At 65.6% G+C, this 23949-nt stretch carries 31 protein-coding genes; 29 read left to right on the top strand and 2 right to left on the bottom strand.

Going from position 1 to position 23949, the window contains the following annotated elements; translation table 11 throughout:
• From ACZ5U5_RS19985 to tuf, 5 genes are all read left to right on the top strand, one after another.
• A complete protein-coding gene (locus tag ACZ5U5_RS19985; RefSeq protein WP_361837202.1) occupies positions 1–3900 on the top strand; it encodes a DNA-directed RNA polymerase subunit beta' in 3900 nt (1299 codons plus the stop codon).
• Positions 3901–4241: 341 nt separating this feature from the next.
• Positions 4242–4613 (top strand): 30S ribosomal protein S12, encoded by a 372-nt coding sequence (gene rpsL, locus ACZ5U5_RS19980; protein ID WP_003948652.1) that lies wholly within the window; start codon positions 4242–4244, stop codon positions 4611–4613.
• Positions 4614–4615: 2 nt separating this feature from the next.
• Complete coding sequence (gene rpsG, locus ACZ5U5_RS19975) at positions 4616–5086, top strand: 30S ribosomal protein S7 (protein ID WP_003974303.1); 471 nt, start codon at positions 4616–4618, stop codon at positions 5084–5086.
• A gap of 39 nt (positions 5087–5125) precedes the next feature.
• A complete protein-coding gene (gene fusA, locus ACZ5U5_RS19970) occupies positions 5126–7252 on the top strand; it encodes an elongation factor G (protein ID WP_469023263.1) in 2127 nt (708 codons plus the stop codon).
• 152 nt (positions 7253–7404) lie between these two features.
• Entirely contained in the window at positions 7405–8598 is a 1194-nt protein-coding gene (gene tuf, locus ACZ5U5_RS19965) for an elongation factor Tu (RefSeq protein WP_160506655.1), read from the top strand.
• A gap of 264 nt (positions 8599–8862) precedes the next feature.
• Here the strand turns inward: tuf and ACZ5U5_RS19960 are convergent, their stop codons facing one another.
• Positions 8863–9147, bottom strand: a complete 285-nt coding sequence (locus ACZ5U5_RS19960; RefSeq protein ID WP_469023764.1) for a hypothetical protein — start codon at positions 9145–9147, stop codon at positions 8863–8865.
• Between the two features lie 60 nt (positions 9148–9207).
• Complete coding sequence (locus ACZ5U5_RS19955) at positions 9208–10128, bottom strand: helix-turn-helix domain-containing protein (RefSeq protein WP_469023261.1); 921 nt, start codon at positions 10126–10128, stop codon at positions 9208–9210.
• Positions 10129–10895: 767 nt separating this feature from the next.
• Here ACZ5U5_RS19955 and rpsJ point away from each other — a divergent pair.
• The 24 genes from rpsJ (at position 10896) to map (ending at position 23825) form a co-directional block, all read left to right on the top strand.
• A complete protein-coding gene (gene rpsJ, locus ACZ5U5_RS19950) occupies positions 10896–11204 on the top strand; it encodes a 30S ribosomal protein S10 (RefSeq protein WP_003948644.1) in 309 nt (102 codons plus the stop codon).
• Positions 11205–11217: 13 nt separating this feature from the next.
• Positions 11218–11862: a 50S ribosomal protein L3 gene (rplC, locus tag ACZ5U5_RS19945; RefSeq protein ID WP_363212685.1), complete on the top strand. Its 645-nt coding sequence runs from the start codon at positions 11218–11220 to the stop codon at positions 11860–11862.
• 7 nt (positions 11863–11869) lie between these two features.
• Positions 11870–12523 carry a 50S ribosomal protein L4 gene (gene rplD / locus ACZ5U5_RS19940; protein ID WP_469023258.1) on the top strand — a complete coding sequence of 218 codons (654 nt, stop codon included), beginning with the start codon at positions 11870–11872 and terminating at the stop codon, positions 12521–12523.
• On the top strand, positions 12523–12939 hold the full coding sequence (gene rplW, locus ACZ5U5_RS19935; RefSeq protein WP_190084419.1) for a 50S ribosomal protein L23: 417 nt from the start codon (positions 12523–12525) through the stop codon (positions 12937–12939). Before rplD ends, rplW begins: the two co-directional genes overlap by 1 nt.
• A gap of 39 nt (positions 12940–12978) precedes the next feature.
• Positions 12979–13815: a 50S ribosomal protein L2 gene (gene rplB, locus ACZ5U5_RS19930; RefSeq protein WP_160506661.1), complete on the top strand. Its 837-nt coding sequence runs from the start codon at positions 12979–12981 to the stop codon at positions 13813–13815.
• 12 nt (positions 13816–13827) lie between these two features.
• Complete coding sequence (rpsS, locus tag ACZ5U5_RS19925) at positions 13828–14109, top strand: 30S ribosomal protein S19 (RefSeq protein WP_160506662.1); 282 nt, start codon at positions 13828–13830, stop codon at positions 14107–14109.
• A 41-nt stretch (positions 14110–14150) separates the two neighbouring features.
• Positions 14151–14498, top strand: a complete 348-nt coding sequence (gene rplV, locus ACZ5U5_RS19920) for a 50S ribosomal protein L22 (protein ID WP_016645177.1) — start codon at positions 14151–14153, stop codon at positions 14496–14498.
• Entirely contained in the window at positions 14498–15340 is an 843-nt protein-coding gene (gene rpsC / locus ACZ5U5_RS19915) for a 30S ribosomal protein S3 (protein ID WP_160506663.1), read from the top strand. Before rplV ends, rpsC begins: the two co-directional genes overlap by 1 nt.
• Positions 15341–15345: 5 nt before the next feature.
• Positions 15346–15765, top strand: a complete 420-nt coding sequence (gene rplP, locus ACZ5U5_RS19910) for a 50S ribosomal protein L16 (RefSeq protein ID WP_135332557.1) — start codon at positions 15346–15348, stop codon at positions 15763–15765.
• Complete coding sequence (rpmC, locus tag ACZ5U5_RS19905) at positions 15765–15989, top strand: 50S ribosomal protein L29 (protein WP_010036720.1); 225 nt, start codon at positions 15765–15767, stop codon at positions 15987–15989. The genes rplP and rpmC overlap by 1 nt, the downstream gene beginning before the upstream one ends.
• Positions 15989–16273, top strand: a complete 285-nt coding sequence (rpsQ, locus tag ACZ5U5_RS19900) for a 30S ribosomal protein S17 (RefSeq protein WP_361837218.1) — start codon at positions 15989–15991, stop codon at positions 16271–16273. Before rpmC ends, rpsQ begins: the two co-directional genes overlap by 1 nt.
• 107 nt (positions 16274–16380) lie before the next feature.
• Positions 16381–16749, top strand: a complete 369-nt coding sequence (gene rplN / locus ACZ5U5_RS19895; protein WP_073768975.1) for a 50S ribosomal protein L14 — start codon at positions 16381–16383, stop codon at positions 16747–16749.
• Between the two features lie 2 nt (positions 16750–16751).
• Complete coding sequence (rplX, locus tag ACZ5U5_RS19890; protein WP_160506664.1) at positions 16752–17075, top strand: 50S ribosomal protein L24; 324 nt, start codon at positions 16752–16754, stop codon at positions 17073–17075.
• Entirely contained in the window at positions 17075–17632 is a 558-nt protein-coding gene (gene rplE, locus ACZ5U5_RS19885; RefSeq protein ID WP_344522014.1) for a 50S ribosomal protein L5, read from the top strand. The genes rplX and rplE overlap by 1 nt, the downstream gene beginning before the upstream one ends.
• Before the next feature lie 5 nt (positions 17633–17637).
• A complete protein-coding gene (locus ACZ5U5_RS19880; protein ID WP_003948630.1) occupies positions 17638–17823 on the top strand; it encodes a type Z 30S ribosomal protein S14 in 186 nt (61 codons plus the stop codon).
• 223 nt (positions 17824–18046) lie between these two features.
• The gene (gene rpsH, locus ACZ5U5_RS19875) at positions 18047–18445 is read left to right on the top strand and encodes a 30S ribosomal protein S8 (RefSeq protein ID WP_160506666.1); all 399 of its coding nucleotides are present in this window, start codon (positions 18047–18049) and stop codon (positions 18443–18445) included.
• 21 nt (positions 18446–18466) lie between these two features.
• Positions 18467–19006, top strand: coding sequence for a 50S ribosomal protein L6 (gene rplF / locus ACZ5U5_RS19870; protein WP_160506667.1), 540 nt, complete (start codon positions 18467–18469; stop codon positions 19004–19006).
• A gap of 3 nt (positions 19007–19009) precedes the next feature.
• On the top strand, positions 19010–19393 hold the full coding sequence (gene rplR, locus ACZ5U5_RS19865) for a 50S ribosomal protein L18 (RefSeq protein WP_469023249.1): 384 nt from the start codon (positions 19010–19012) through the stop codon (positions 19391–19393).
• 46 nt (positions 19394–19439) lie between these two features.
• Positions 19440–20042 (top strand): 30S ribosomal protein S5, encoded by a 603-nt coding sequence (rpsE, locus tag ACZ5U5_RS19860; protein ID WP_160506669.1) that lies wholly within the window; start codon positions 19440–19442, stop codon positions 20040–20042.
• Positions 20042–20224, top strand: coding sequence for a 50S ribosomal protein L30 (gene rpmD, locus ACZ5U5_RS19855; RefSeq protein ID WP_041985698.1), 183 nt, complete (start codon positions 20042–20044; stop codon positions 20222–20224). The genes rpsE and rpmD overlap by 1 nt, the downstream gene beginning before the upstream one ends.
• 1 nt (position 20225) lies before the next feature.
• Positions 20226–20681, top strand: coding sequence for a 50S ribosomal protein L15 (gene rplO, locus ACZ5U5_RS19850; RefSeq protein WP_098244248.1), 456 nt, complete (start codon positions 20226–20228; stop codon positions 20679–20681).
• Positions 20682–20905: 224 nt separating this feature from the next.
• Complete coding sequence (secY, locus tag ACZ5U5_RS19845; protein ID WP_469023246.1) at positions 20906–22219, top strand: preprotein translocase subunit SecY; 1314 nt, start codon at positions 20906–20908, stop codon at positions 22217–22219.
• Positions 22219–22872 carry an adenylate kinase gene (locus ACZ5U5_RS19840; RefSeq protein ID WP_469023244.1) on the top strand — a complete coding sequence of 218 codons (654 nt, stop codon included), beginning with the start codon at positions 22219–22221 and terminating at the stop codon, positions 22870–22872. Before secY ends, ACZ5U5_RS19840 begins: the two co-directional genes overlap by 1 nt.
• Before the next feature lie 116 nt (positions 22873–22988).
• Positions 22989–23825, top strand: a complete 837-nt coding sequence (gene map, locus ACZ5U5_RS19835) for a type I methionyl aminopeptidase (RefSeq protein WP_453451894.1) — start codon at positions 22989–22991, stop codon at positions 23823–23825.
• Positions 23826–23949 lie beyond the last annotated feature (124 nt).

The raw sequence follows: 23949 nt of genomic DNA, 5'->3' as shown, positions 1-23949 counted from the left end.
GTGCTCGACGTCAACTTCTTCGACGAGCTGCGGATCGGCCTTGCCACCGCGGACGACATCCGACAGTGGTCCCACGGCGAGGTCAAGAAGCCGGAGACCATCAACTACCGCACGCTCAAGCCCGAAAAGGACGGACTCTTCTGCGAGAAGATCTTCGGTCCGACCCGGGACTGGGAGTGCTACTGCGGTAAGTACAAGCGTGTCCGCTTCAAGGGCATCATCTGCGAGCGCTGCGGCGTCGAGGTCACTCGCGCCAAGGTGCGTCGTGAGCGGATGGGCCACATTGAGCTGGCCGCGCCTGTCACGCACATCTGGTACTTCAAGGGCGTCCCGTCGCGCCTCGGATACCTGCTTGATCTCGCCCCGAAGGACCTCGAAAAGGTCATCTACTTCGCGGCGTACATGATCACGTTCGTGGACGAGGAGCGCCGTACGCGTGACCTGCCCTCCCTGGAGGCGCACGTCTCCGTGGAGCGTCAGCAGGTCGAGAACCGTCGCGACTCCGACCTCGAAGCCCGCGCCAAGAAGCTCGAGACCGACCTGGCCGAGCTCGAGGCCGAGGGCGCCAAGGCCGACGTACGCCGCAAGGTGCGCGAAGGTGCCGAGCGCGAGATGAAGCAGCTGCGTGACCGTGCGCAGCGCGAGATCGACCGTCTCGACGAGGTCTGGAACCGCTTCAAGAACCTCAAGGTCCAGGACCTGGAGGGTGACGAGCTGCTCTACCGCGAGCTGCGTGACCGCTTCGGCACGTACTTCGACGGTTCGATGGGTGCCGCTGCACTGCAGAAGCGCCTTGAGTCGTTCGACCTGGATGAGGAAGCCGAGCGGCTTCGCGAGATCATCCGTACCGGCAAGGGCCAGAAGAAGACCCGTGCGCTCAAGCGCCTCAAGGTCGTCTCCGCGTTCCTGCAGACCAGCAACAGCCCCAAGGGCATGGTGCTCGACTGCGTGCCGGTCATCCCGCCGGACCTGCGTCCGATGGTGCAGCTGGACGGTGGCCGCTTCGCGACCTCCGACCTGAACGACCTGTACCGCCGTGTCATCAACCGCAACAACCGCCTGAAGCGGCTTCTCGACCTCGGTGCTCCCGAGATCATCGTGAACAACGAGAAGCGCATGCTCCAGGAGGCCGTGGACGCCCTCTTCGACAACGGTCGTCGTGGTCGCCCGGTCACCGGTCCCGGTAACCGCCCGCTGAAGTCCCTGAGCGACATGCTCAAGGGCAAGCAGGGTCGATTCCGTCAGAACCTTCTCGGTAAGCGTGTGGACTACTCCGCGCGTTCCGTGATCGTCGTCGGCCCGCAGCTGAAGCTGCACCAGTGTGGTCTGCCGAAGGCCATGGCGCTGGAGCTCTTCAAGCCGTTCGTGATGAAGCGTCTGGTTGACCTCAACCACGCGCAGAACATCAAGTCGGCGAAGCGCATGGTCGAGCGCGGCCGCACGGTCGTGTACGACGTCCTGGAAGAGGTCATCGCGGAGCACCCGGTTCTCCTGAACCGTGCGCCCACGCTGCACCGCCTCGGCATCCAGGCCTTCGAGCCGCAGCTGGTCGAGGGCAAGGCCATTCAGATCCACCCGCTCGTCTGCACCGCGTTCAACGCGGACTTCGACGGTGACCAGATGGCCGTGCACCTGCCGCTCTCCGCGGAGGCGCAGGCCGAGGCCCGCATCCTGATGCTGTCCTCGAACAACATCCTGAAGCCGGCAGACGGCCGTCCCGTCACCATGCCGACCCAGGACATGGTTCTCGGTCTCTTCTTCCTCACGACGGACGAGGAAGAGCGCAAGGTCATCGGTGAGGGCCGTTCGTTCGGTTCCTCCGCCGAGGCGACCATGGCGTTCGACGCCAAGGAGCTCTCGCTCCAGGCGAAGGTCGACATCCGCTTCCCGGTGGGCACCATCCCGCCGCGCGGCTGGACCCCGCCGGCCGTCGAAGAGGGCGAGCAGGAGTACCAGCAGGGCGACAGCTTCCGGCTGCGTACGACCCTGGGCCGCGCGCTCTTCAACGAGCTGCTGCCCGAGGACTACCCGTTCGTCGACTACTCGGTGGGCAAGAAGCAGCTCTCCGAGATCGTCAACGACCTGGCCGAGCGCTACCCCAAGGTCATCGTGGCGGCGACGCTCGACAACCTGAAGGCGGCGGGCTTCTTCTGGGCGACCCGTTCCGGTGTCACCGTGGCCATCTCCGACGTCGTGGTCCCCGAGGCCAAGAAGGCGATCGTCGCGGGCTACGAGGCGCAGGACGAGAAGGTCCAGAAGCAGTACGAGCGCGGTCTGATCACCAAGGACGAGCGCACGCAGGAGCTCATCGCGATCTGGACCAAGGCGACCAACGAGGTTGCCGAGGCGATGAACGCGAACTTCCCCAAGACGAACCCCATCTTCATGATGGTTGACTCGGGTGCCCGAGGAAACATGATGCAGATGCGTCAGATCGCCGGTATGCGTGGTCTGGTGTCGAACGCGAAGAACGAGACGATCCCGCGCCCGATTAAGGCGTCGTTCCGCGAGGGTCTTTCCGTCCTCGAGTACTTCATCTCGACGCACGGTGCTCGTAAGGGTCTTGCGGACACGGCTCTCCGTACCGCCGACTCCGGTTACCTCACCCGTCGTCTGGTCGACGTCTCTCAGGACGTCATCATTCGCGAGGAGGACTGTGGCACCGAGCGCGGTCTGAAGCTCAAGATCGCGGTCAAGGGCGAGGACGGTGTGCTCCGCAAGACGGAGAACGTCGAGACCTCGGTGTACGCCCGCATGCTGGCCGAGGACGTCGTCATCGACGGCAAGGTCATCGCGCCGGCCAACGTCGACCTCGGTGACGTCCTGATCGACGCCCTGGTCGCCAACGGCGTCGAGGAGGTCAAGACCCGTTCGGTCCTGACCTGCGAGTCCGCGGTCGGCACCTGTGCCTTCTGCTACGGCCGTTCGCTCGCCACCGGCAAGCTGGTCGACATCGGTGAGGCGGTCGGCATCATCGCCGCCCAGTCCATCGGTGAGCCCGGCACGCAGCTGACGATGCGTACGTTCCACACCGGTGGTGTGGCCGGTGACGACATCACCCAGGGTCTGCCCCGTGTCGTCGAGCTCTTCGAGGCTCGTACGCCCAAGGGTGTCGCCCCGATCTCGGAGGCGGCAGGCCGCATCCGTATCGAGGAGACCGAGAAGACCAAGAAGATCGTCGTCACGCCGGACGACGGCAGCGACGAGACTCCCTTCCCGATCTCGAAGCGTGCCAAGGTCCTCGTGCGTGAGGGTGACCACGTCGAGGTGGGCCAGAAGCTCACCTTCGGTGCCACCAACCCGCACGACGTGCTGCGGATCCTCGGTCAGCGCGCGGTCCAGGTCCACCTGGTCGGCGAAGTCCAGAAGGTCTACAACAGCCAGGGCGTGTCGATCCACGACAAGCACATCGAGATCATCATCCGGCAGATGCTGCGCCGCGTGACGATCATCGAGTCCGGCGACGCTGAGCTGCTGCCGGGCGAGCTCGTCGAGCGCTCGAAGTTCGAGACCGAGAACCGTCGTGTGGTCACGGAAGGCGGCCACCCGGCCTCCGGCCGTCCGCAGCTGATGGGTATCACCAAGGCCTCGCTGGCGACGGAGTCGTGGCTGTCCGCGGCTTCCTTCCAGGAGACGACCAGGGTCCTGACGGACGCGGCGATCAACGCCAAGTCCGACTCCCTGATCGGCCTCAAGGAGAACGTCATCATCGGTAAGCTCATCCCGGCCGGTACGGGTCTCTCCCGCTACCGCAACATCCGGGTCGAGCCGACCGAAGAGGCCAAGGCCGCGATGTACTCGGCCGTCGGCTACGACGACATCGACTACTCGCCCTTCGGGACGGGTTCGGGTCAGGCTGTGCCGCTGGAGGACTACGACTACGGGCCTTACAACCAGTAAGCGGTAGTACGTCCCTTTCGGGGCGTACGAGGCGCTCACAGGGCGGTCACTCCTCGCGGAGTGGCCGCCCTGTGTCGTATGTTGCAGCCGGGTGTGTCCCCCGCGTGGGCATTTGTTTTGACCAGAGCCGATGAGGTAGGTACGCTCAGACCTTGTGCCTGGGGTGTGCCTGGGCTCGTGCGCGTGTCTTCAGCCGCTGTGCGAGTCCGATAACGGCCACCGCAATCTGCGCTCCTCTCCGTCTTGCGGCGGGAGTCTGCAGTATTCGACACACCCGACCGCGTGGGTCGGCGATGTTCCAGGTTAGCTTTACCATTCGGCACACAGAAACCGGAGAAGTAGTGCCTACGATCCAGCAGCTGGTCCGGAAGGGCCGGCAGGACAAGGTCGAGAAGAACAAGACGCCCGCACTCGAGGGTTCGCCCCAGCGCCGCGGCGTCTGCACGCGTGTGTTCACGACCACCCCGAAGAAGCCGAACTCGGCCCTGCGTAAGGTCGCGCGTGTGCGTCTGACCAGCGGGATCGAAGTCACCGCTTACATTCCGGGTGAGGGACACAACCTGCAGGAGCACTCCATCGTGCTCGTGCGTGGTGGCCGTGTGAAGGACCTGCCGGGTGTTCGTTACAAGATCATCCGCGGCTCCCTTGACACCCAGGGCGTCAAGAACCGCAAGCAGGCCCGCAGCCGCTACGGCGCCAAGAAGGAGAAGTAAGAATGCCTCGTAAGGGCCCCGCCCCGAAGCGCCCGGTCATCATCGACCCGGTCTACGGTTCTCCTCTGGTGACCTCCCTCATCAACAAGGTGCTGCTGAACGGCAAGCGCTCCACCGCCGAGCGCATCGTGTACGGCGCCATGGAGGGCCTGCGCGAGAAGACCGGCAACGACCCGGTCATCACGCTCAAGCGCGCGCTCGAGAACATCAAGCCGACCCTCGAGGTCAAGTCCCGCCGCGTCGGCGGTGCGACCTACCAGGTTCCGATCGAGGTCAAGCCCGGTCGCGCCAACACGCTGGCCCTGCGCTGGCTGGTCGGTTACTCCCGCGCCCGTCGCGAGAAGACGATGACCGAGCGTCTCCTCAACGAGCTCCTCGACGCCTCCAACGGCCTTGGTGCCGCTGTGAAGAAGCGTGAGGACACCCACAAGATGGCCGAGTCCAACAAGGCCTTCGCGCACTACCGCTGGTAGTCGCTACCCACATCGAGACCGAGAGAAGACTGAGCCGATATGGCTACCACTTCACTTGACCTGGCCAAGGTGCGCAACATCGGCATCATGGCCCACATCGACGCGGGCAAGACGACGACCACCGAGCGGATCCTGTTCTACACGGGTGTGTCGTACAAGATCGGTGAGGTCCACGACGGCGCCGCGACCATGGACTGGATGGAGCAGGAGCAGGAGCGTGGCATCACGATCACCTCTGCTGCCACCACCTGTCACTGGCCGATGAACGACGTCGACCACACCATCAACATCATCGACACCCCGGGTCACGTCGACTTCACCGTCGAGGTAGAGCGTTCGCTCCGTGTCCTCGACGGTGCCGTGACGGTGTTCGACGGCGTCGCCGGTGTTGAGCCCCAGTCCGAGACCGTGTGGCGTCAGGCGGACCGCTACGGCGTCCCGCGTATTTGCTTCGTCAACAAGCTCGACCGTACGGGTGCCGAGTTCCACCGCTGTGTCGACATGATCGTCGAGCGCCTCGGTGCGACCCCGATCGTCATGCAGCTGCCCATCGGCGCAGAGGCTGACTTCAAGGGCGTCGTCGACCTCGTCACCATGAAGGCCTTCGTCTGGTCCGCAGAGACCAAGATGGGCGAGGCCTACGACATCGTCGACATCCCCGACACGCACACCGAGGCTGCCGAGGAGTACCGCGGCAAGCTGCTCGAGGCTGTCGCGGAGAACGACGAGCAGATGATGGAGCTGTACCTCGAGGGCCAGGAGCCCACCGAGGACCAGCTGTACGACGCGATCCGTCGCATCACCATCGCCTCCGGCAAGGGCGGCGACACCACCGTCACCCCCGTGTTCTGCGGCACCGCGTTCAAGAACAAGGGCGTCCAGCCCCTGCTCGACGCGGTCGTGCGTTACCTGCCTTCGCCCCTGGACGTCGAGGCCATCGAGGGCCACGACGTCAAGGACCCCGAGACCGTGGTCAAGCGCAAGCCTTCGGACGAGGAGCCCCTTTCGGCTCTCGCGTTCAAGATCGCGAGCGACCCGCACCTCGGCAAGCTCACCTTCGTCCGGATCTACTCCGGTCGCCTGGAGGCCGGCACCGCGGTGCTGAACTCCGTCAAGGGCAAGAAGGAGCGCATCGGCAAGATCTACCGCATGCACGCGAACAAGCGTGAGGAGATCGACTCGGTGGGCGCTGGCGACATCGTCGCCGTCATGGGCCTGAAGCAGACCACCACCGGTGAGACGCTGTGTGACGACAAGAAGCCGGTCATCCTGGAGTCCATGGACTTCCCGGCGCCGGTCATTCAGGTCGCCATCGAGCCCAAGTCCAAGGGTGACCAGGAGAAGCTGGGTGTAGCCATCCAGCGTCTCTCGGAGGAGGACCCCTCCTTCCAGGTCCACTCGGACGAGGAGACCGGCCAGACCATCATCGGTGGTATGGGCGAGCTTCACCTCGAGGTGCTCGTCGACCGCATGAAGCGCGAGTTCCGCGTCGAGGCGAACGTCGGCAAGCCCCAGGTCGCGTACCGCGAGACGATCCGTCAGGCCGTCGAGCGCGTGGACTACACCCACAAGAAGCAGACCGGTGGTACCGGTCAGTTCGCCAAGGTGCAGATCGCGATCGAGCCCATCGACAGCGGCGACGCTTCGTACGAGTTCGTGAACAAGGTCACCGGTGGCCGTATCCCGCGGGAGTACATCCCGTCGGTGGACGCCGGTGCGCAGGAGGCCATGCAGTTCGGCATCCTGGCGGGCTACGAGATGACTGGTGTTCGCATCACGCTTCTCGACGGTGCCTACCACGAGGTCGACTCCTCCGAGCTCGCCTTCAAGATCGCCGGTTCGCAGGCGTTCAAGGAGGCCGCGCGCAAGGCCAAGCCCGTGCTGCTCGAGCCGATGATGGCCGTTGAGGTCACCACGCCCGAGGACTACATGGGCGACGTCATCGGTGACATCAACTCCCGCCGTGGCCAGATCCAGGCCATGGAGGAGCGCAGTGGCGCCCGTGTCGTGAAGGGCCTCGTGCCCCTCTCGGAGATGTTCGGCTACGTCGGAGACCTCCGCAGCAAGACCTCGGGTCGCGCAAGCTACTCGATGCAGTTCGACTCCTACGCCGAGGTTCCGCGGAACGTCGCCGAGGAGATCATCGCGAAGGCCAAGGGCGAGTAACTCCCCCGAGTTCACGCTTTAGGCTTGTCACCGGAAGTCCTGAGGCATTCCGACCGTTCTACGGACGGAATGCCTCGGACCCCGGCATCCCAGCAAAGATCACCTGGCGCCGATGAAGCAAGGCGTACAGAACCACTCCGCAGGAGGATTCAGTGGCGAAGGCAAAGTTCGAGCGGACTAAGCCGCACGTCAACATCGGCACCATCGGTCACATTGACCACGGTAAGACGACCCTTACGGCCGCCATTACCAAGGTGCTGCACGACGCGTACCCCGAGCTGAACGAGGCCTCGGCCTTCGACCAGATCGACAAGGCTCCCGAGGAGCGCCAGCGCGGTATCACGATCTCGATCGCGCACGTCGAGTACCAGACGGAGACGCGTCACTACGCGCACGTCGACTGCCCGGGTCACGCGGACTACATCAAGAACATGATCACGGGTGCCGCGCAGATGGACGGCGCCATCCTCGTGGTCGCCGCCACCGACGGCCCGATGCCGCAGACCAAGGAGCACGTGCTCCTGGCCCGCCAGGTCGGCGTTCCGTACATCGTCGTCGCCCTGAACAAGGCCGACATGGTGGACGACGAGGAGATCCTGGAGCTCGTCGAGCTCGAGGTCCGTGAGCTCCTCTCCGAGTACGAGTTCCCGGGCGACGACCTGCCGGTCGTCAAGGTCTCGGCGCTCAAGGCGCTCGAGGGCGACAAGGAGTGGGGTGAGTCCGTCCTCAACCTGATGAAGGCTGTCGACGAGTCCATCCCGGAGCCCGAGCGTGACGTCGACAAGCCGTTCCTGATGCCGATCGAGGACGTCTTCACGATCACCGGTCGTGGCACCGTCGTCACCGGTCGTATCGAGCGCGGCATCCTCAAGGTCAACGAGACCGTCGACATCATCGGCATCAAGACCGAGAAGACCACCACCACGGTCACCGGCATCGAGATGTTCCGCAAGCTGCTCGACGAGGGCCAGGCCGGTGAGAACGTCGGTCTGCTCCTCCGTGGCATCAAGCGCGAGGACGTCGAGCGCGGCCAGGTCATCATCAAGCCCGGTTCGGTCACGCCGCACACCGAGTTCGAGGCCCAGGCCTACATCCTGTCGAAGGACGAGGGTGGCCGTCACACCCCCTTCTTCAACAACTACCGCCCGCAGTTCTACTTCCGCACCACGGACGTGACCGGCGTCGTGACCCTCCCCGAGGGCACCGAGATGGTCATGCCGGGCGACAACACTGAGATGACCGTTGAGCTCATCCAGCCCGTCGCGATGGAAGAGGGCCTGAAGTTCGCCATCCGTGAGGGTGGCCGGACCGTCGGCGCCGGCCAGGTCACCAAGATCAACAAGTAAGCATCTCGCTTGCGCGTTGATCGGGGAGACCCGGTTGCTCTGAACTGAGAGCACCAGCAGTACCCAGCAGTAGCGGGAGGGCCCGTACGACTTCGGTCGTACGGGCCCTTTTGCGCTTGGCGGTAACCGTGGTGCGAGGGGGACCAGTGGTGACCAAACGTGGTGCATGCTCTGTCGCGGCCTTGTGCTCCACTTCGGCGAGAAAGGCTGGTGACGCGGTGCGGGCGGCTTCCTCTGCCGCGAAGGCGTACTCCCAGCTCCAGCTCAAGTCCGGACTGCCTTCATCGCCTCGTCCAGGACGGTGCTCAGCTCGCGCAATGCCTCCTGGGCGACAGCGGTGTCCTCATGCTCCAGATCCCGCGTGGCGCGGACGTGCCGGGCTGACAGGTCGGGGCGGCGGGCGATCTCGATGTCCCGGGCCCAGGCGAGAACCCAGCTCTGCACCGGGCTGAGGGACTGCCATTCGACCGCCTTGGCGAAGGCCTCGTCCTTGGTCCGCTGCATCTCCGGCAGGCGCGCGGGGGCGACGACGGCGAGGGCGGCACGCAGGGTAGTCGGCCGGGGCTCCCGAGGTGTGGGGACGCGAAGCTTGCTGAGCGTTTCCCCTGCTCAGTGGGCGTGCGGGGAGCTGTGGCAGTCGCGGCAGCGGCCTGGTTCGGGGGCGCGGAAGGCGCGGTCGCAGGCGTCGCAGTTCTGGAGCGGATGCCGGGTGGGCGGCGGGCCGTGGAAGGGGGGCGGGGGTGGAAAAAGCGCTGTCAGGCGGTGGGCGAGCAGGGCTGCGGGGCGGCGTGGGCCCTCGGGTGGCAGGTCGTGGGTGAGCGCGTGGAGTACGGCGGCGGGTGCCAGGTCGCGTTCCAGCCAGGCGGCGACGCCGGGGGCGAGGTGGGCGGCGTCGCGGGCCGAGAGGAGCAGGCGCGGGTCCTCGTGGCGCAGGCCGGCGAGGAGGTGGGTGGCCTGCTGGAGGAGGGCGGAGGCGGGGAAGACCGGGTGCGGTACGGCGGGGAGGGGGCGGGGTTGTTTCGGGGGTGCGTGGGTGGCCGGGGCCGCGTTGGTCTCGGGCGGCGGTGTGGTCGGCCTCGGCGCGGGGGAGTGCGGGCGGCGCTGGGCCGCCGCGTGCGGCTGGTTGCAGGAGGTCGTGTGGGTGATGATGCGGCCGGCGGGGGTGCGTTCACGCTCGCGGCGCAGGTAGCCGTGGGCTTCCAGCTCGCGCAGCGCCGCGGCGATACGGGTGGCGCCCTCCGGGAAGCGGGCGGCGAGGGTCTTGATGTCGGCGCGGGCCCCTGCGGGCAGCGACTGGATGTGGCAGCCGATGCCGATCGCCAGGAGGGAGAGCTCCTGGTGCTGGGTGAGGTGGTTGCCAATCACCGTGAAGCGGGCGGTGTGGCGGGTGTTCTCGTGTGCGAGGCCGGAGGGGCGCGCAGTGGAGGAGCGAGCATGGACGCGGGGGCGTCGGGTCGCTCGTGCGTGGGATTGACCGCCGCCAACGGCGGACCGGGAGCGCGGGGGCACGCTAGGGTTTTGGGTGTCCATCGGGAAGTGCCTCTTCCTCGGTGGTCAGGCCCTCGCCATGGGATGCCAGTCCCGGCGGGGGCCGTCGCATGTCTGCTGTTGTTTGGCCTACTGAGGCTGAGAGTAGGGCAGTTGGGGGAGCGGAAATCCAGCTCAGCCGGTGATGTTCACTCGGGGGAGTGAGCAGGGCTCGGGCGTTGCCGATGGCGCCGAGCGGGGTGGGGTTTGGTGGGGTTCTTTTTCCCTCTCAGGGTTCTTGAGAGGAAGGCGCCCGTGGCGCCGGAACGCGGGGGAACGGGTTCCGGTGCGAGGTGGATCATGCTCCCGGCGCGGTGAAGGGTGGCCCGAGCGTGACCCGGGGTTTGACCTCCGTCACCCGCGGGGTACGCTGCCCAGCTTCGATTGGCCAGGCCCATGCCCCGTATGGCAGACTGTCGGGGTTGCTCGGTTGAGTGCCGATGCTGCGCGCCTCCCGCCGGGAGGACCGGAAGCGAGTCCCACAGTACTCGTCGCCCCATCTGCCAAACGGTCGTAAAAAGCCCGCAGGCAGCGCTGGAGCGGACGTACGGGAATCTTCTGGGAAGTGCGGTGCGGAGTCTTAACCAGGCGCCCGGTGGGTTTCTTCCCCCGGACCCGCGGTCAGCTGGGCCGCAGCCCCTAGCAGGGAAATCCTTCGGGAAATCTCCGTGAGCGGGACTGCGACACGCCCGACCGCGTGGGTCGGAGGAAGTAGAAAAAAGGGCCTTCCGGGAGCCAGAGCCTTCGAGACAAAGGACTACCAAGTAGCCATGGCGGGACAGAAGATCCGCATCCGGCTCAAGGCCTACGACCACGAGGTCATCGACTCTTCGGCGAAGAAGATCGTCGAGACGGTGACTCGCACTGGTGCGTCGGTCGCAGGCCCGGTGCCGCTGCCCACTGAGAAGAACGTGTACTGCGTCATCAAGTCGCCGCACAAGTACAAGGACTCGCGCGAGCACTTCGAGATGCGCACGCACAAGCGCCTGATCGACATCCTCGACCCGACGCCCAAGACCGTTGACTCGTTGATGCGCCTGGACCTTCCGGCCGGCGTCGACATCGAGATCAAGCTCTGAGAGGCGCGGACAGATGACTAAGCAGATCAAGGGCGTCCTGGGCGAGAAGCTCGGCATGACCCAGGTCTGGGACGAGAACAACCGTGTCGTCCCGGTCACCGTCGTCAAGGCCGGGCCCTGCGTCGTTACCCAGGTCCGTACGAATGACTCCGACGGCTACGAGTCGGTCCAGATCGCCTTCGGCGAGATCGACCCTCGCAAGGTGAACAAGCCCCTCAAGGGTCACTTCGCCAAGGCCGACGTGACCCCCCGCCGCCACCTGGTGGAGATCCGCACCCCCGGTGCCAGCGAGTACACGCTGGGCCAGGAGGTGACTGCCGAGGTGTTCGAGTCCGGCGTCAAGGTTGACGTCACGGGCAAGAGCAAGGGCAAGGGCTTCGCCGGTGTCATGAAGCGTCACAACTTCAAGGGACTCGGCGCCGGTCACGGCACCCAGCGCAAGCACCGCTCTCCCGGTTCCATCGGTGGCTGTGCCACCCCGGGCCGTGTGTTCAAGGGCCTCCGCATGGCGGGCCGTATGGGCAACGAGCGGGTCACCACCCAGAACCTGACCGTTCACGCCGTTGACGCGGAGAAGGGCCTGCTCCTCATCAAGGGCGCAGTTCCCGGTCCGAACGGCGGCCTCGTCCTGGTCCGTACCGCGGCCAAGGGGGCTTGAGGAACCGATGAGCACCATTGACATCCTTTCGCCGGCAGGCGACAAGGCCGGGACCGTAGACCTCCCCTCGGAGATCTTCGACGTAGAGAAGATCAGCATCCCGCTTCTCCACCAGGTCGTTGTCGCCCAGCTGGCCGCTGCCCGTCAGGGCACGCACAAGACCAAGCGCCGCGGTGAAGTCCGCGGTGGTGGCAAGAAGCCGTACCGCCAGAAGGGCACCGGCCGCGCGCGCCAGGGTTCGACCCGTGCGCCGCAGTTCGCCGGCGGTGGCGTCGTCCACGGCCCGCAGCCGCGTGACTACTCGCAGCGGACCCCGAAGAAGATGAAGGCCGCGGCCCTGCGCCACGCCCTCACCGACCGGGCCCGCAACGCTCGTATCCACGTTGTCACCAACGTGGTCGAGGGCGACATCTCCACGAAGGCCGCGAAGACGCTGCTCGGCAAGGTCAGCGAGCGCAAGAACGTGCTCCTGGTCATCGACCGTGCGGACGAGACTTCGCTGCTCTCCGCCCGCAACCTGCCCCAGGTGCACATCCTGGAGCCGGGCCAGCTGAACACGTACGACGTGCTCGTCTCGGACGACGTGGTCTTCACCAAGGCTGCTTTCGAGTCCTTCGTGTCTGGCCCCCAGGCCGCTGAGACCGAAGGGAGCGAAGCCTGATGGCTACGCGTCACCCGAGCATCGCCCCCAAGGCGGCCAAGGCCGCCAAGGCCGCGCGCCTCGCCAAGGCGAAGCGCCACGCCACCGAGGGCAAGAACACCGTTGAGACGCCGCTGAGCAAGAGCTTCACGGACCCCCGTGACGTCCTCGTCAAGCCGGTCGTCTCTGAGAAGAGCTACGCGCTTCTCGACGAGGGCAAGTACACCTTCGTCGTCGCGCCCGGCGCCAACAAGACCCAGATCAAGCAGGCCGTCGAGGCGGTCTTCTCGGTCAAGGTCACTGGGGTCAACACGATCAACCGCCAGGGCAAGCGCAAGCGCACCCGCACGGGGTTCGGTAAGCGCGCTGACACCAAGCGCGCGATCGTAACCCTTGCTGAGGGCGACCGTATCGACATCTTCGGCCAGGCCTCCTAACGGAGCGCCCTGGTCCGAATATCGGACGAGGACTGAGAAATGGGAATCCGCAAGTACAAGCCGACTACGCCGGGCCGTCGTGGCTCCAGCGTCGCCGACTTCGTCGAGGTAACGCGGTCCACGCCGGAGAAGTCGCTGGTCCGCCCGCTGCACAGCAAGGGCGGCCGTAACAACGCCGGTCGTGTGACCGTTCGCCACCAGGGTGGCGGACACAAGCGCGCCTACCGAGTGATCGACTTCCGTCGTCACGACAAGGACGGCGTGCCGGCGAAGGTCGCGCACATCGAGTACGACCCGAACCGCACCGCGCGCATCGCGCTCCTGCACTACGCGGACGGCGAGAAGCGCTACATCCTGGCCCCCCGCAACCTGTCGCAGGGTGACCGGGTCGAGAACGGACCGGGCGCGGACATCAAGCCGGGCAACAACCTGGCCCTCCGCAACATCCCGGTCGGTACGACCATCCACGCCATCGAGCTGCGGCCCGGCGGCGGCGCGAAGTTCGCCCGTTCCGCGGGTGCCTCCGTGCAGCTGCTGGCGAAGGAGGGCTCCATGGCCCACCTTCGTATGCCGTCCGGTGAGATCCGTCTGGTCGACGTCCGCTGCCGCGCCACGATTGGCGAGGTCGGCAACGCCGAGCAGTCGAACATCAACTGGGGCAAGGCCGGCCGTAAGCGCTGGCTTGGCGTTCGCCCGACCGTTCGCGGTGTGGCGATGAACCCGGTCGACCACCCGCACGGTGGTGGTGAAGGCAAGACTTCCGGTGGTCGCCACCCGGTCTCGCCGTGGGGTCAGAAGGAGGGTCGTACTCGTTCGCCGAAGAAGGCGAGCAACAAGTACATCGTCCGCCGCCGCAAGACGAACAAGAAGCGCTAGGAGCGGGTTTAGATGCCGCGCAGTCTCAAGAAGGGACCCTTCGTCGACGGACACCTCATCAAGAAGGTGGATGTCCAGAACGAAGCAGGTTCCAAGAACGTCATCAAGACCTGGTCCCGTCGCTCGATGATCGTCCCGGCCATGCTGGGCCACACGATCGCGGTGCACAACGGCAAGACCCACATCCCGGTGTTCGTCACCGAGGCGATGGTCGGCCACAAGCTCGGCGAGTTCTCGCCGACTCGCACCTTCCGCGGCCACGTCAAGGACGACCGGAAGTCGAAGCGCCGCTAGCGCGGGGTGGAACGACTATGACTTACACCGAAGGGACAACCATGGAAGCCAGGGCCCAGGCGCGGTACATCCGCGTCACGCCCATGAAGGCCCGCCGAGTGGTGGACCTCATCCGTGGCATGGATGCCACGGAGGCTCAGGCGGTCCTGCGTTTCGCCCCGCAGGCCGCGAGCGTGCCGGTTGGCAAGGTGCTTGACAGCGCCATCGCCAACGCTGCACACAACTACGACCACAGTGACGCCTCTTCGCTGGTCATCAGCGAGGCGTACGTGGATGAGGGCCCGACCCTGAAGCGGTTCCGTCCGCGTGCCCAGGGCCGTGCCTACCGGATCCGTAAGCGGACCAGCCACATCACCGTGGTCGTCAGCAGCAAGGAAGGAACCCGGTAATGGGCCAGAAGGTAAACCCGCACGGGTTCCGGCTCGGCATTACCACCGACTTCAAGTCGCGTTGGTACGCCGACAAGCTGTACAAGGACTACGTCAAGGAAGACGTCGCCATCCGTCGGATGATGACGTCCGGCATGGAGCGCGCCGGCATCTCGAAGGTTGAGATCGAGCGCACCCGTGACCGCGTGCGGGTGGACATCCACACCGCGCGTCCCGGCATCGTCATCGGCCGCCGTGGCGCCGAGGCCGACCGCATCCGCGGTGACCTCGAGAAGCTCACGGGCAAGCAGGTTCAGCTGAACATCCTCGAGGTCAAGAACCCCGAGGTCGACGCTCAGCTGGTCGCGCAGGCCGTTGCGGAGCAGCTGTCCTCCCGCGTCTCCTTCCGTCGCGCCATGCGCAAGAGCATGCAGTCGACGATGAAGGCCGGCGCCAAGGGCATCAAGATCCAGTGTGGCGGCCGTCTCGGCGGCGCCGAGATGTCTCGCTCGGAGTTCTACCGCGAGGGCCGCGTGCCCCTGCACACCCTCCGTGCGAACGTCGACTACGGCTTCTTCGAGGCCAAGACGACCTTCGGCCGTATCGGCGTGAAGGTCTGGATCTACAAGGGCGACGTCAAGAACATCGCCGAGGTCCGCGCCGAGAACGCCGCGGCCCGTGCGGGTAACCGCCCGGCCCGTGGTGGCGGCAACGACCGCCCGGCCCGTGGTGGCCGTGGTGGCGAGCGTGGCGGCCGCGGCCGCAAGCCGCAGCAGCAGTCCGCGCCGGCTGCCGAGGCCCCCAAGGCCGACGCTCCCGCCGCAGCTGCCGCTCCGGCTGAGAGCACCGGAACGGAGGCCTGACCGACATGCTGATCCCTCGTAGGGTCAAGCACCGCAAGCAGCACCACCCCAAGCGCAGCGGTATGTCAAAGGGTGGTACGCAGGTTGCGTTCGGCGAGTACGGCATTCAGGCCCTCACTCCGGCGTACGTGACCAACCGCCAGATCGAGGCGGCTCGTATCGCGATGACCCGCCACATCAAGCGTGGCGGCAAGGTCTGGATCAACATCTACCCGGACCGCCCGCTGACGAAGAAGCCCGCCGAGACCCGCATGGGTTCCGGTAAGGGTTCCCCCGAGTGGTGGGTCGCGAACGTCAAGCCCGGACGGGTGATGTTCGAGCTGTCCTACCCGAATGAGAAGACTGCGCGTGAGGCGCTTACCCGCGCTGCTCACAAGCTTCCGATGAAGTGCCGGATTGTTCGGCGCGAGGCAGGTGAGTCGTGATGTCGGCCGGTACCAAGGCGTCCGAGCTGCGCGAACTGGGCAACGAGGAGCTTCTCAACAAGCTCCGCGAGGCCAAGGAAGAGCTGTTCAACCTCCGCTTCCAGGCGGCGACCGGTCAGCTCGAGAACCACGGTCGGCTGAAGGCCGTCCGTAAGGACATCGCGCGGATCTACACCCTGATGCGTGAGCGCGAGCTGGGCATCGAGACGGTGGAGAGCGCCTGATGAGCGAGAGCAACGTGACTGAGACCAAGAGCGACCGCGGTTTCCGCAAGACCCGTGAGGGTCTGGTCGTCAGCGACAAGATGGACAAGACCGTCGTCGTCGCTGTCGAGGACCGTGTGAAGCACGCCCTGTACGGCAAGGTCATCCGCCGTACGAACAAGCTCAAGGCGCACGACGAGCAGAACGCTGCCGGCGTCGGCGACCGCGTCCTCCTGATGGAGACGCGTCCGCTGTCGGCGACCAAGCGCTGGCGCATCGTCGAGATCCTCGAGAAGGCCAAGTAATTTCCGAGGGGATTTCCCCTCGGATCAGTTCCGCCAGGCTCGGTGGGGGCCGGCTCCCGTAAGGGATTCGCCCCCGCCGGGAACCGGCAGACAAACAGGAGATAGACGTGATCCAGCAGGAGTCGCGACTTCGGATCGCCGACAACACGGGTGCGAAGGAAATTCTCACCATCCGTGTTCTCGGTGGCTCGGGTCGCCGCTACGCGGGTATCGGTGACGTCATCGTCGCCACCGTCAAGGACGCGATCCCCGGTGGCAACGTGAAGAAGGGTGACGTCGTCAAGGCGGTCATCGTTCGCACCGTCAAGGAGCGCCGCCGTCCCGACGGCTCGTACATCCGCTTCGACGAGAACGCCGCCGTCATTCTGAAGAACGACGGCGACCCTCGCGGCACCCGTATCTTCGGCCCGGTGGGCCGTGAGCTGCGCGAGAAGAAGTTCATGAAGATCATCTCGCTCGCGCCGGAGGTGCTGTAAGCATGAAGATCAAGAAGGGCGACCTGGTTCAGGTCATCACCGGTAAGGACAAGGGCAAGCAGGGCAAGGTCATTGCCGCTTACCCGCGCGACGAGCGCGTCCTGGTCGAGGGTGTCAACCGGGTCAAGAAGCACACGAAGGCCGGCCCGACCGCCAGCGGTTCGCAGGCCGGCGGCATCGTGACCACCGAAGCCCCTGTCCACGTCTCCAACGTCCAGCTGGTCGTGGAGAAGGACGGCAACAAGGTTGTCACGCGTGTCGGTTTCCGCTTCGACGATGACGGCAACAAGATCCGCGTTGCCAAGCGGACGGGTGAGGACATCTGATGACGACCACCACCAGCCCGCGTCTGAAGACGAAGTACCGCGAGGAGATCGCGGGCAAGCTGCAGGAAGAGTTCTCGTACGAGAACGTCATGCAGACGCCCGGCCTCGTCAAGATCGTGGTCAACATGGGTGTCGGCGACGCCGCCCGTGACTCGAAGCTCATGGACGGTGCCGTCCGTGACCTGACCACCATCACGGGTCAGAAGCCGGCCATCACGAAGGCCCGGAAGTCCATCGCGCAGTTCAAGCTGCGCGAGGGTCAGCCGATCGGCTGCCACGTCACGCTCCGTGGCGACCGCATGTGGGAGTTCCTGGACCGCACCCTGTCGCTCGCGCTTCCGCGCATCCGCGACTTCCGTGGTCTGTCCCCCAAGCAGTTCGACGGCCGTGGCAACTACACCTTCGGTCTCACGGAGCAGGTCATGTTCCACGAGATCGACCAGGACAAGATCGACCGCGTCCGGGGTATGGACATCACCGTGGTCACCACGGCGACCAACGACGCCGAAGGCCGTGCCCTTCTCCGTCACCTCGGCTTCCCCTTCAAGGAGGCGTAAGCGAGATGGCGAAGAAGGCACTTATTGCCAAGGCTGCTCGTAAGCCCAAGTTCGGTGTGCGCGGCTACACCCGCTGCCAGCGCTGCGGCCGTCCGCACTCCGTGTACCGCAAGTTCGGCCTGTGCCGCGTCTGCCTTCGTGAGATGGCTCACCGTGGCGAGCTGCCGGGCGTGACCAAGAGCTCCTGGTAATTCCCCCTGTCCTACGGGACTTGGGAATTAACAGAGGCTCTCGGTAAGTATCTGGTCGGTAGGTGGCCCACCTCTCCATGGCTTAGGCTAGGAGGGTTGGGCGCCTGCCGCCCTGACCGACTTACTACGCCGTAGGTCCCCGCGCCGCACCCGTCCCGCCTCTGAGTGGGGAGAGGGATGGCGCAGATAGGAAACCACGGCGAGAGAGGCCGAAGGCCAATTCATGACCATGACTGATCCGATCGCGGACATGCTGACTCGTCTGCGTAACGCGAACTCGGCGTACCACGACTCCGTGGCGATGCCGCACAGCAAGATCAAGTCTCACATCGCGGAGATCCTCCAGCAGGAGGGCTTCATCACGGGCTGGAAGACCGAGGACGCCGAGGTCGGCAAGAACCTCGTTCTCGAGCTGAAGTTCGGCCCGAACCGTGAGCGCTCCATTGCGGGCATCAAGCGGATCTCCAAGCCCGGTCTCCGGGTTTACGCGAAGTCCACCAACCTGCCGAAGGTGCTCGGCGGCCTGGGCGTGGCGATCATCTCCACGTCGCACGGTCTGCTCACCGGCCAGCAGGCAGGCAAGAAGGGCGTAGGTGGGGAAGTCCTCGCCTACGTCTGGTAGTCGGGAACGGAGGAATAGCTAATGTCGCGTATTGGCAAGCTCCCCATCACGGTTCCCGCCGGCGTGGACGTCACCATCGACGGCCGGACGGTCTCGGTTAAGGGTCCCAAGGGCTCCCTTTCCCACACCGTTGTCGCGCCGATCGACATCGCTAAGGGTGAGGACGGCGTTCTGAACGTCACCCGCCCGAACGACGAGCGTCAGAACAAGGCCCTGCACGGCCTGTCCCGCACGCTGGTGGCGAACATGATCACCGGCGTGACCACGGGTTACGTGAAGAAGCTCGAGATCAGCGGTGTCGGTTACCGCGTCCTCGCGAAGGGCTCCAACCTGGAGTTCTCGCTGGGTTACAGCCACCCGATCCTGGTCGAGGCCCCCGAGGGCATCACCTTCAAGGTGGAGTCCGCGACCAAGCTTTCGGTCGAGGGCATCGACAAGCAGAAGGTCGGCGAGGTTGCGGCCAACATCCGCAAGCTCCGCAAGCCCGACCCGTACAAGGCCAAGGGCGTCAAGTACGAGGGCGAAGTCATCCGGCGCAAGGTCGGAAAGGCAGGTAAGTAAGCCATGGCATACGGTGTGAAGATCGCCAAGGGCGACGCTTACAAGCGTGCCGCCAAGGCCCGCCGCCACATCCGCATCCGCAAGCACGTGTCGGGTACGGCGGAGCGTCCGCGCCTCGTCGTGACTCGCTCGAACCGCAACATCGTTGCTCAGGTCATCGACGACCTCAAGGGTCACACCCTTGCGTCGGCGTCGACCCTGGACACGACGATCCGCGGTGGCGAGGCCGACAAGTCGGCGCAGGCCAAGCAGGTCGGCGCGCTCGTCGCCGAGCGTGCCAAGGCCGCGGGTGTCGAGACCGTCGTGTTCGACCGCGGTGGCAACAAGTACGCCGGGCGCATTGCCGCTCTGGCGGACGCCGCCCGCGAAGCCGGGCTGAAGTTCTAAGCCCCGGTTCCGGAGCTAGCGGACGTAACAGAGAGAGGTAATTCCAATGGCTGGACCCCAGCGCCGCGGAAGCGGTGCCGGTGGCGGCGAGCGGCGGGACCGGAAGGGTCGCGACGGTGGCGCCGCCGCCGAGAAGACCGCATACGTTGAGCGCGTTGTCGCGATCAACCGTGTCGCCAAGGTTGTCAAGGGTGGTCGCCGCTTCAGCTTCACCGCGCTGGTCGTGGTGGGCGACGGTGACGGCACCGTAGGTGTCGGATACGGCAAGGCCAAGGAAGTTCCCGCGGCCATCGCCAAGGGCGTTGAAGAGGCCAAGAAGAACTTCTTCAAGGTTCCGCGTATCCAGGGCACCATCCCGCACCCGATCACGGGCGAGAAGGCCGCGGGCGTCGTCCTGCTCAAGCCTGCTTCCCCCGGTACCGGTGTTATCGCCGGTGGCCCGGTGCGTGCTGTGCTCGAGTGCGCCGGCGTTCACGACATCCTGTCGAAGTCGCTCGGCTCGTCGAACGCGATCAACATCGTGCATGCGACCGTGGCGGCCCTCAAGGGCCTGCAGCGTCCCGAGGAGATCGCGGCTCGCCGTGGTCTGCCCCTCGAGGACGTCGCCCCCGCGGCTCTGCTTCGTGCACGTGCGGGAGCGGGTGCGTAATGGCCCGTCTCAAGATCACGCAGACGAAGTCGTACATCGGCAGCAAGCAGAACCACCGCGACACGCTGCGTTCGCTCGGGCTCAAGCGCCTGAACGACGTGGTCGTCAAGGAAGACCGCCCCGAGTTCCGCGGAATGGCTAACACCGTCCGCCACCTCGTGACGGTTGAGGAGGTCGACTGACATGGCGGAGCAGAACCCGCTGAAGGTCCACAACCTCCGGCCCGCCCCGGGCGCCAAGACCGCCAAGACCCGTGTGGGTCGTGGTGAGGCGTCCAAGGGTAAGACCGCTGGTCGTGGTACCAAGGGCACCAAGGCCCGTTACCAGGTTCCGGAGCGCTTCGAGGGTGGCCAGATGCCCCTCCACATGCGTCTCCCGAAGCTCAAGGGCTTCAAGAACCCGTTCAAGACCGAGTTCCAGGTCGTGAACCTCGACAAGCTGAGCGCGCTGTTCCCCGAGGGTGGCGAGGTCACCGTCGAGGCCCTCGTGGCCAAGGGTGCGGTTCGCAAGAACAGCCTCGTCAAGGTCCTCGGCCAGGGTGAGGTCACCGTGGCGCTGCAGGTGACGGTTGACGCCGTCTCCGGCTCCGCCAAGGAGAAGATCACCGCCGCCGGCGGTACTGTCACCGAGCTCGTCTGAATTCTTCAGGCCACTCGATGACTTGAGCGATTCCCAGCCGGGGATGCCCCACAAAAGGGGCATCCCCGGTTGGTCGTTCCAAGGGGGGCACGGTCGCCGGTAAGGTGGCGTGCACTGTCTAAGCTCCGTGCGGTCTGCCCGTGCGGTTTTTCTGACTGATACGTATTCGTCGATCCTCAGACCACTACCTCTGACGCACGCGCGCGGGGGTCGCAGGAGGCACCGTGCTCACCGCGTTCGCCCGGGCGTTCAAGACGCCCGACCTGCGCAAGAAGCTGCTCTTCACTCTCGGCATCATCGTGATCTACCGGCTCGGAACACACATTCCGATCCCGGGCGTCAGCTATAAGAACGTCCAGGTATGTATGGACCAGGCCAACGCCAACCAGGGGTTGTTCGGTCTGGTCAACATGATGAGTGGCGGGGCGCTGCTGCAGATCACGATCTTCGCGCTCGGCATCATGCCGTACATCACGGCGAGCATCATCCTGCAGTTGCTGACCGTGGTGATCCCGCGGCTCGAGGCCCTGAAGAAGGAGGGCCAGGCCGGCACGGCGAAGATCACGCAGTACACGCGTTATCTCACCGTCGCGCTCGCGATCCTCCAGGGCACCGGCCTCGTGGCGACCGCACGCACGGGCTCGCTGTTCTCCGGCTGTCCAGTAGCCACCGAGATCGTGCCGGACCAGTCGATCTTCGTGACCGTCACCATGGTCATCACGATGACCGCGGGTACGGCCTGCGTCATGTGGCTCGGTGAGCTCATCACCGACCGCGGCATCGGCAACGGCATGTCGATCCTGATGTTCATCTCGATCGCCGCGACCTTCCCGAGCGCCCTGTGGGCCATCAAGAAGCAGGGCTCCCTGGCGGGCGGCTGGATCGAGTTCGGCACCGTGATCGCGGTGGGTCTCGTCATGGTCGGTCTGGTCGTCTTCGTGGAGCAGGCTCAGCGCCGCATTCCGGTTCAGTACGCGAAACGCATGATCGGTCGCCGGTCCTACGGCGGCACGTCGACGTACATTCCGCTGAAGGTCAATCAGGCGGGCATCATCCCTGTGATCTTCGCCTCTTCGCTGCTCTATATCCCCGCTCTCGTCGCCCAGTTCGCGGGTGGCAACTCCGGGTGGAAGCAGTGGATCGAGGCGAACCTGACCAAGGGCGACCACCCGATTTACATCGCGACGTACTTCTTGTTGATCGTGTTCTTCGCCTTCTTCTACGTGGCTATCTCGTTCAACCCCGAGGAAGTCGCGGACAACATGAAGAAGTATGGTGGCTTCATCCCGGGCATCCGGGCTGGCCGTCCGACCGCTGAGTACCTGAGCTACGTACTCAACCGGATCACGTGGCCGGGCTCGCTGTATCTGGGTCTGATCGCTCTTGTACCGACGATGGCGTTGGTGGGCTTCGGCGCGAACCAGAACTTCCCGTTCGGCGGGACAAGCATCCTGATCATCGTGGGTGTGGGTCTGGAGACCGTGAAGCAGATCGAGAGCCAGCTCCAGCAGCGCAATTACGAAGGGTTCCTCCGCTGATGCGAATCGTCCTCGTCGGGCCGCCCGGTGCGGGCAAGGGAACGCAGGCCGCGTTCCTCGCCAAGAACCTGTCGATCCCGCACATCTCCACGGGCGACCTCTTCCGCGCCAACATCAGCCAGGGCACGGAGCTGGGCAAGCAGGCGAAGGCGTTCATGGACGCCGGCAACCTCGTGCCCGACGAGGTCACCATCGGGATGGCGCACGACCGCATGACGCAGTCGGACGCCGCGAACGGCTTCCTGCTCGACGGCTTCCCGCGGAACGTGTCGCAGGCCGAGGCCCTGGACGAGTCGCTCAAGACTGACGGCCAGAAGCTCGACGCGGTGCTCGACCTCGAGGTCCCCGAGGACGAGGTGGTCAAGCGCATCGCCGGCCGCCGCATCTGCCGGAACGATTCCAGCCACGTTTTCCACGTGACGTACAGCAAGCCGAAGACCGAGGGCGTCTGTGACGTCTGCGGCGGCGAGCTCTACCAGCGCGGTGACGACCAGGAAGAGACCGTCCGCAAGCGTCTCGACGTGTACCACCGCGAGACCGAGCCGATCATCGACCACTACAAGGCCCAGGGCCTGGTGGTCACGATCTCCGCGCTCGGCAAGGTGGACGAGGTCACCAAGCGCGCGATGGACGCCCTCAAGGGCGACAAGTAGCCAGTACGCTGTCTCGGCCGCGGTGCCCCTCGGGGGACCGCGGCCGTAGTGTTGTGTACGTAGTCGGTTCGTGTACGTAGCCGGTTGTTGGACGGATGACGGAGAGCGGAAGCCCCATGGTGCAGATCAAGACCCCCGAGCAGATCGCGAAGATGCGTGAGGCGGGCCTTGTGGTCGCCGCCATCCACGCCGCGACGCGTGAGGCGGCGGTGCCGGGTGCCACCACGAAGGACCTGGACGACGTCGCCCGCAAGGTGATCGCCGAGCACGGCGCGAAGTCCAACTTCCTTGGGTACGGCGGCTTCCCCGCGACGATCTGCACCTCGGTCAACGAGGTCGTCGTCCACGGCATCCCGGACGACAAGACCGTCCTGAAGGACGGCGACATCATCTCCATCGACGCGGGCGCGATCATCGAGGGCTGGCACGGTGACGCCGCCTACACCGCGTTCGTGGGCACCGGTCACTCCCCGGAGCTGATCGAGCTCTCCCGGGTGACCGAGGAGTCGATGTGGGCGGGTCTGGCCGCCATGAAGCAGGGCAACCGGCTCGTCGACATCTCCCGCGCGGTCGAGACGTACATCCGCCGCCAGCCGAAGCCCGGCGGCGGCAAGTACGGCATCGTCGAGGACTACGGCGGCCACGGCATCGGCACCGAGATGCACATGGACCCGCACGTCCTGAACTACGTCGAGCGCCGCCGCGGCAAGGGCCCCAAGCTGGTCCCCGGCCTCTGCCTGGCCATCGAGCCCATGGTCTCCCTCGGCACCCCCCGCACGGAGGTCCTGGAGGACGACTGGACGGTCATCACGACGGACGGCACCTGGTCCTCGCACTGGGAGCACACGATCGCTCTCACGGAAGAGGGCCCGCTCGTCCTGACCTCCCCCGACTGCGGCAAGGCCAAGTTGGCGGAGTACGGGGTTACGACGGCTCCGGACCCGCTGGGCTGAGCCGACGCTGACACCGGCGGACGGAGTCCGGGGTTACGACGGCTCCGGACCCGCTGGGCTGAGCCGACGCTGACACCGGCGGACGGAGTCCGGCGCAGCCGCTCGAAGCTTGTGAGGCGCCCTG

The organism is Streptomyces sp. NPDC033177 (assembly GCF_055577715.1).
Note: the sequence above shows the minus strand (reverse complement) of the source record. Positions and strands in the feature narration are given on the sequence as shown.

Excerpts from the sequence above, each read along its gene's own strand:
- map (WP_453451894.1), top strand. The coding sequence starts at position 22,989 with ATGGTGCAGATCAAGACCCCCGAGCAGATCGCGAAGATGCGTGAGGCG.
- rpmC (WP_010036720.1), top strand. The coding sequence starts at position 15,765 with ATGTCGGCCGGTACCAAGGCGTCCGAGCTGCGCGAACTGGGCAACGAG.
- rplD (WP_469023258.1), top strand. The coding sequence starts at position 11,870 with ATGAGCACCATTGACATCCTTTCGCCGGCAGGCGACAAGGCCGGGACC.
- rpsE (WP_160506669.1), top strand. The coding sequence starts at position 19,440 with ATGGCTGGACCCCAGCGCCGCGGAAGCGGTGCCGGTGGCGGCGAGCGG.
- rpsC (WP_160506663.1), top strand. The coding sequence starts at position 14,498 with ATGGGCCAGAAGGTAAACCCGCACGGGTTCCGGCTCGGCATTACCACC.
- rpmD (WP_041985698.1), top strand. The coding sequence starts at position 20,042 with ATGGCCCGTCTCAAGATCACGCAGACGAAGTCGTACATCGGCAGCAAG.
- rplO (WP_098244248.1), top strand. The coding sequence starts at position 20,226 with ATGGCGGAGCAGAACCCGCTGAAGGTCCACAACCTCCGGCCCGCCCCG.
- rpsJ (WP_003948644.1), top strand. The coding sequence starts at position 10,896 with ATGGCGGGACAGAAGATCCGCATCCGGCTCAAGGCCTACGACCACGAG.
- rpsH (WP_160506666.1), top strand. The coding sequence starts at position 18,047 with ATGACCATGACTGATCCGATCGCGGACATGCTGACTCGTCTGCGTAAC.
- ACZ5U5_RS19840 (WP_469023244.1), top strand. The coding sequence starts at position 22,219 with ATGCGAATCGTCCTCGTCGGGCCGCCCGGTGCGGGCAAGGGAACGCAG.
- ACZ5U5_RS19955 (WP_469023261.1), bottom strand. The coding sequence starts at position 10,128 with ATGGACACCCAAAACCCTAGCGTGCCCCCGCGCTCCCGGTCCGCCGTT.
- rplP (WP_135332557.1), top strand. The coding sequence starts at position 15,346 with ATGCTGATCCCTCGTAGGGTCAAGCACCGCAAGCAGCACCACCCCAAG.
- rpsG (WP_003974303.1), top strand. The coding sequence starts at position 4,616 with ATGCCTCGTAAGGGCCCCGCCCCGAAGCGCCCGGTCATCATCGACCCG.
- rplE (WP_344522014.1), top strand. The coding sequence starts at position 17,075 with ATGACGACCACCACCAGCCCGCGTCTGAAGACGAAGTACCGCGAGGAG.
- rplX (WP_160506664.1), top strand. The coding sequence starts at position 16,752 with ATGAAGATCAAGAAGGGCGACCTGGTTCAGGTCATCACCGGTAAGGAC.
- rpsQ (WP_361837218.1), top strand. The coding sequence starts at position 15,989 with ATGAGCGAGAGCAACGTGACTGAGACCAAGAGCGACCGCGGTTTCCGC.
- rplC (WP_363212685.1), top strand. The coding sequence starts at position 11,218 with ATGACTAAGCAGATCAAGGGCGTCCTGGGCGAGAAGCTCGGCATGACC.
- rplF (WP_160506667.1), top strand. The coding sequence starts at position 18,467 with ATGTCGCGTATTGGCAAGCTCCCCATCACGGTTCCCGCCGGCGTGGAC.
- rplW (WP_190084419.1), top strand. The coding sequence starts at position 12,523 with ATGGCTACGCGTCACCCGAGCATCGCCCCCAAGGCGGCCAAGGCCGCC.
- fusA (WP_469023263.1), top strand. The coding sequence starts at position 5,126 with ATGGCTACCACTTCACTTGACCTGGCCAAGGTGCGCAACATCGGCATC.
- rplB (WP_160506661.1), top strand. The coding sequence starts at position 12,979 with ATGGGAATCCGCAAGTACAAGCCGACTACGCCGGGCCGTCGTGGCTCC.
- ACZ5U5_RS19880 (WP_003948630.1), top strand. The coding sequence starts at position 17,638 with ATGGCGAAGAAGGCACTTATTGCCAAGGCTGCTCGTAAGCCCAAGTTC.
- rplR (WP_469023249.1), top strand. The coding sequence starts at position 19,010 with ATGGCATACGGTGTGAAGATCGCCAAGGGCGACGCTTACAAGCGTGCC.
- rpsS (WP_160506662.1), top strand. The coding sequence starts at position 13,828 with ATGCCGCGCAGTCTCAAGAAGGGACCCTTCGTCGACGGACACCTCATC.
- rplV (WP_016645177.1), top strand. The coding sequence starts at position 14,151 with ATGGAAGCCAGGGCCCAGGCGCGGTACATCCGCGTCACGCCCATGAAG.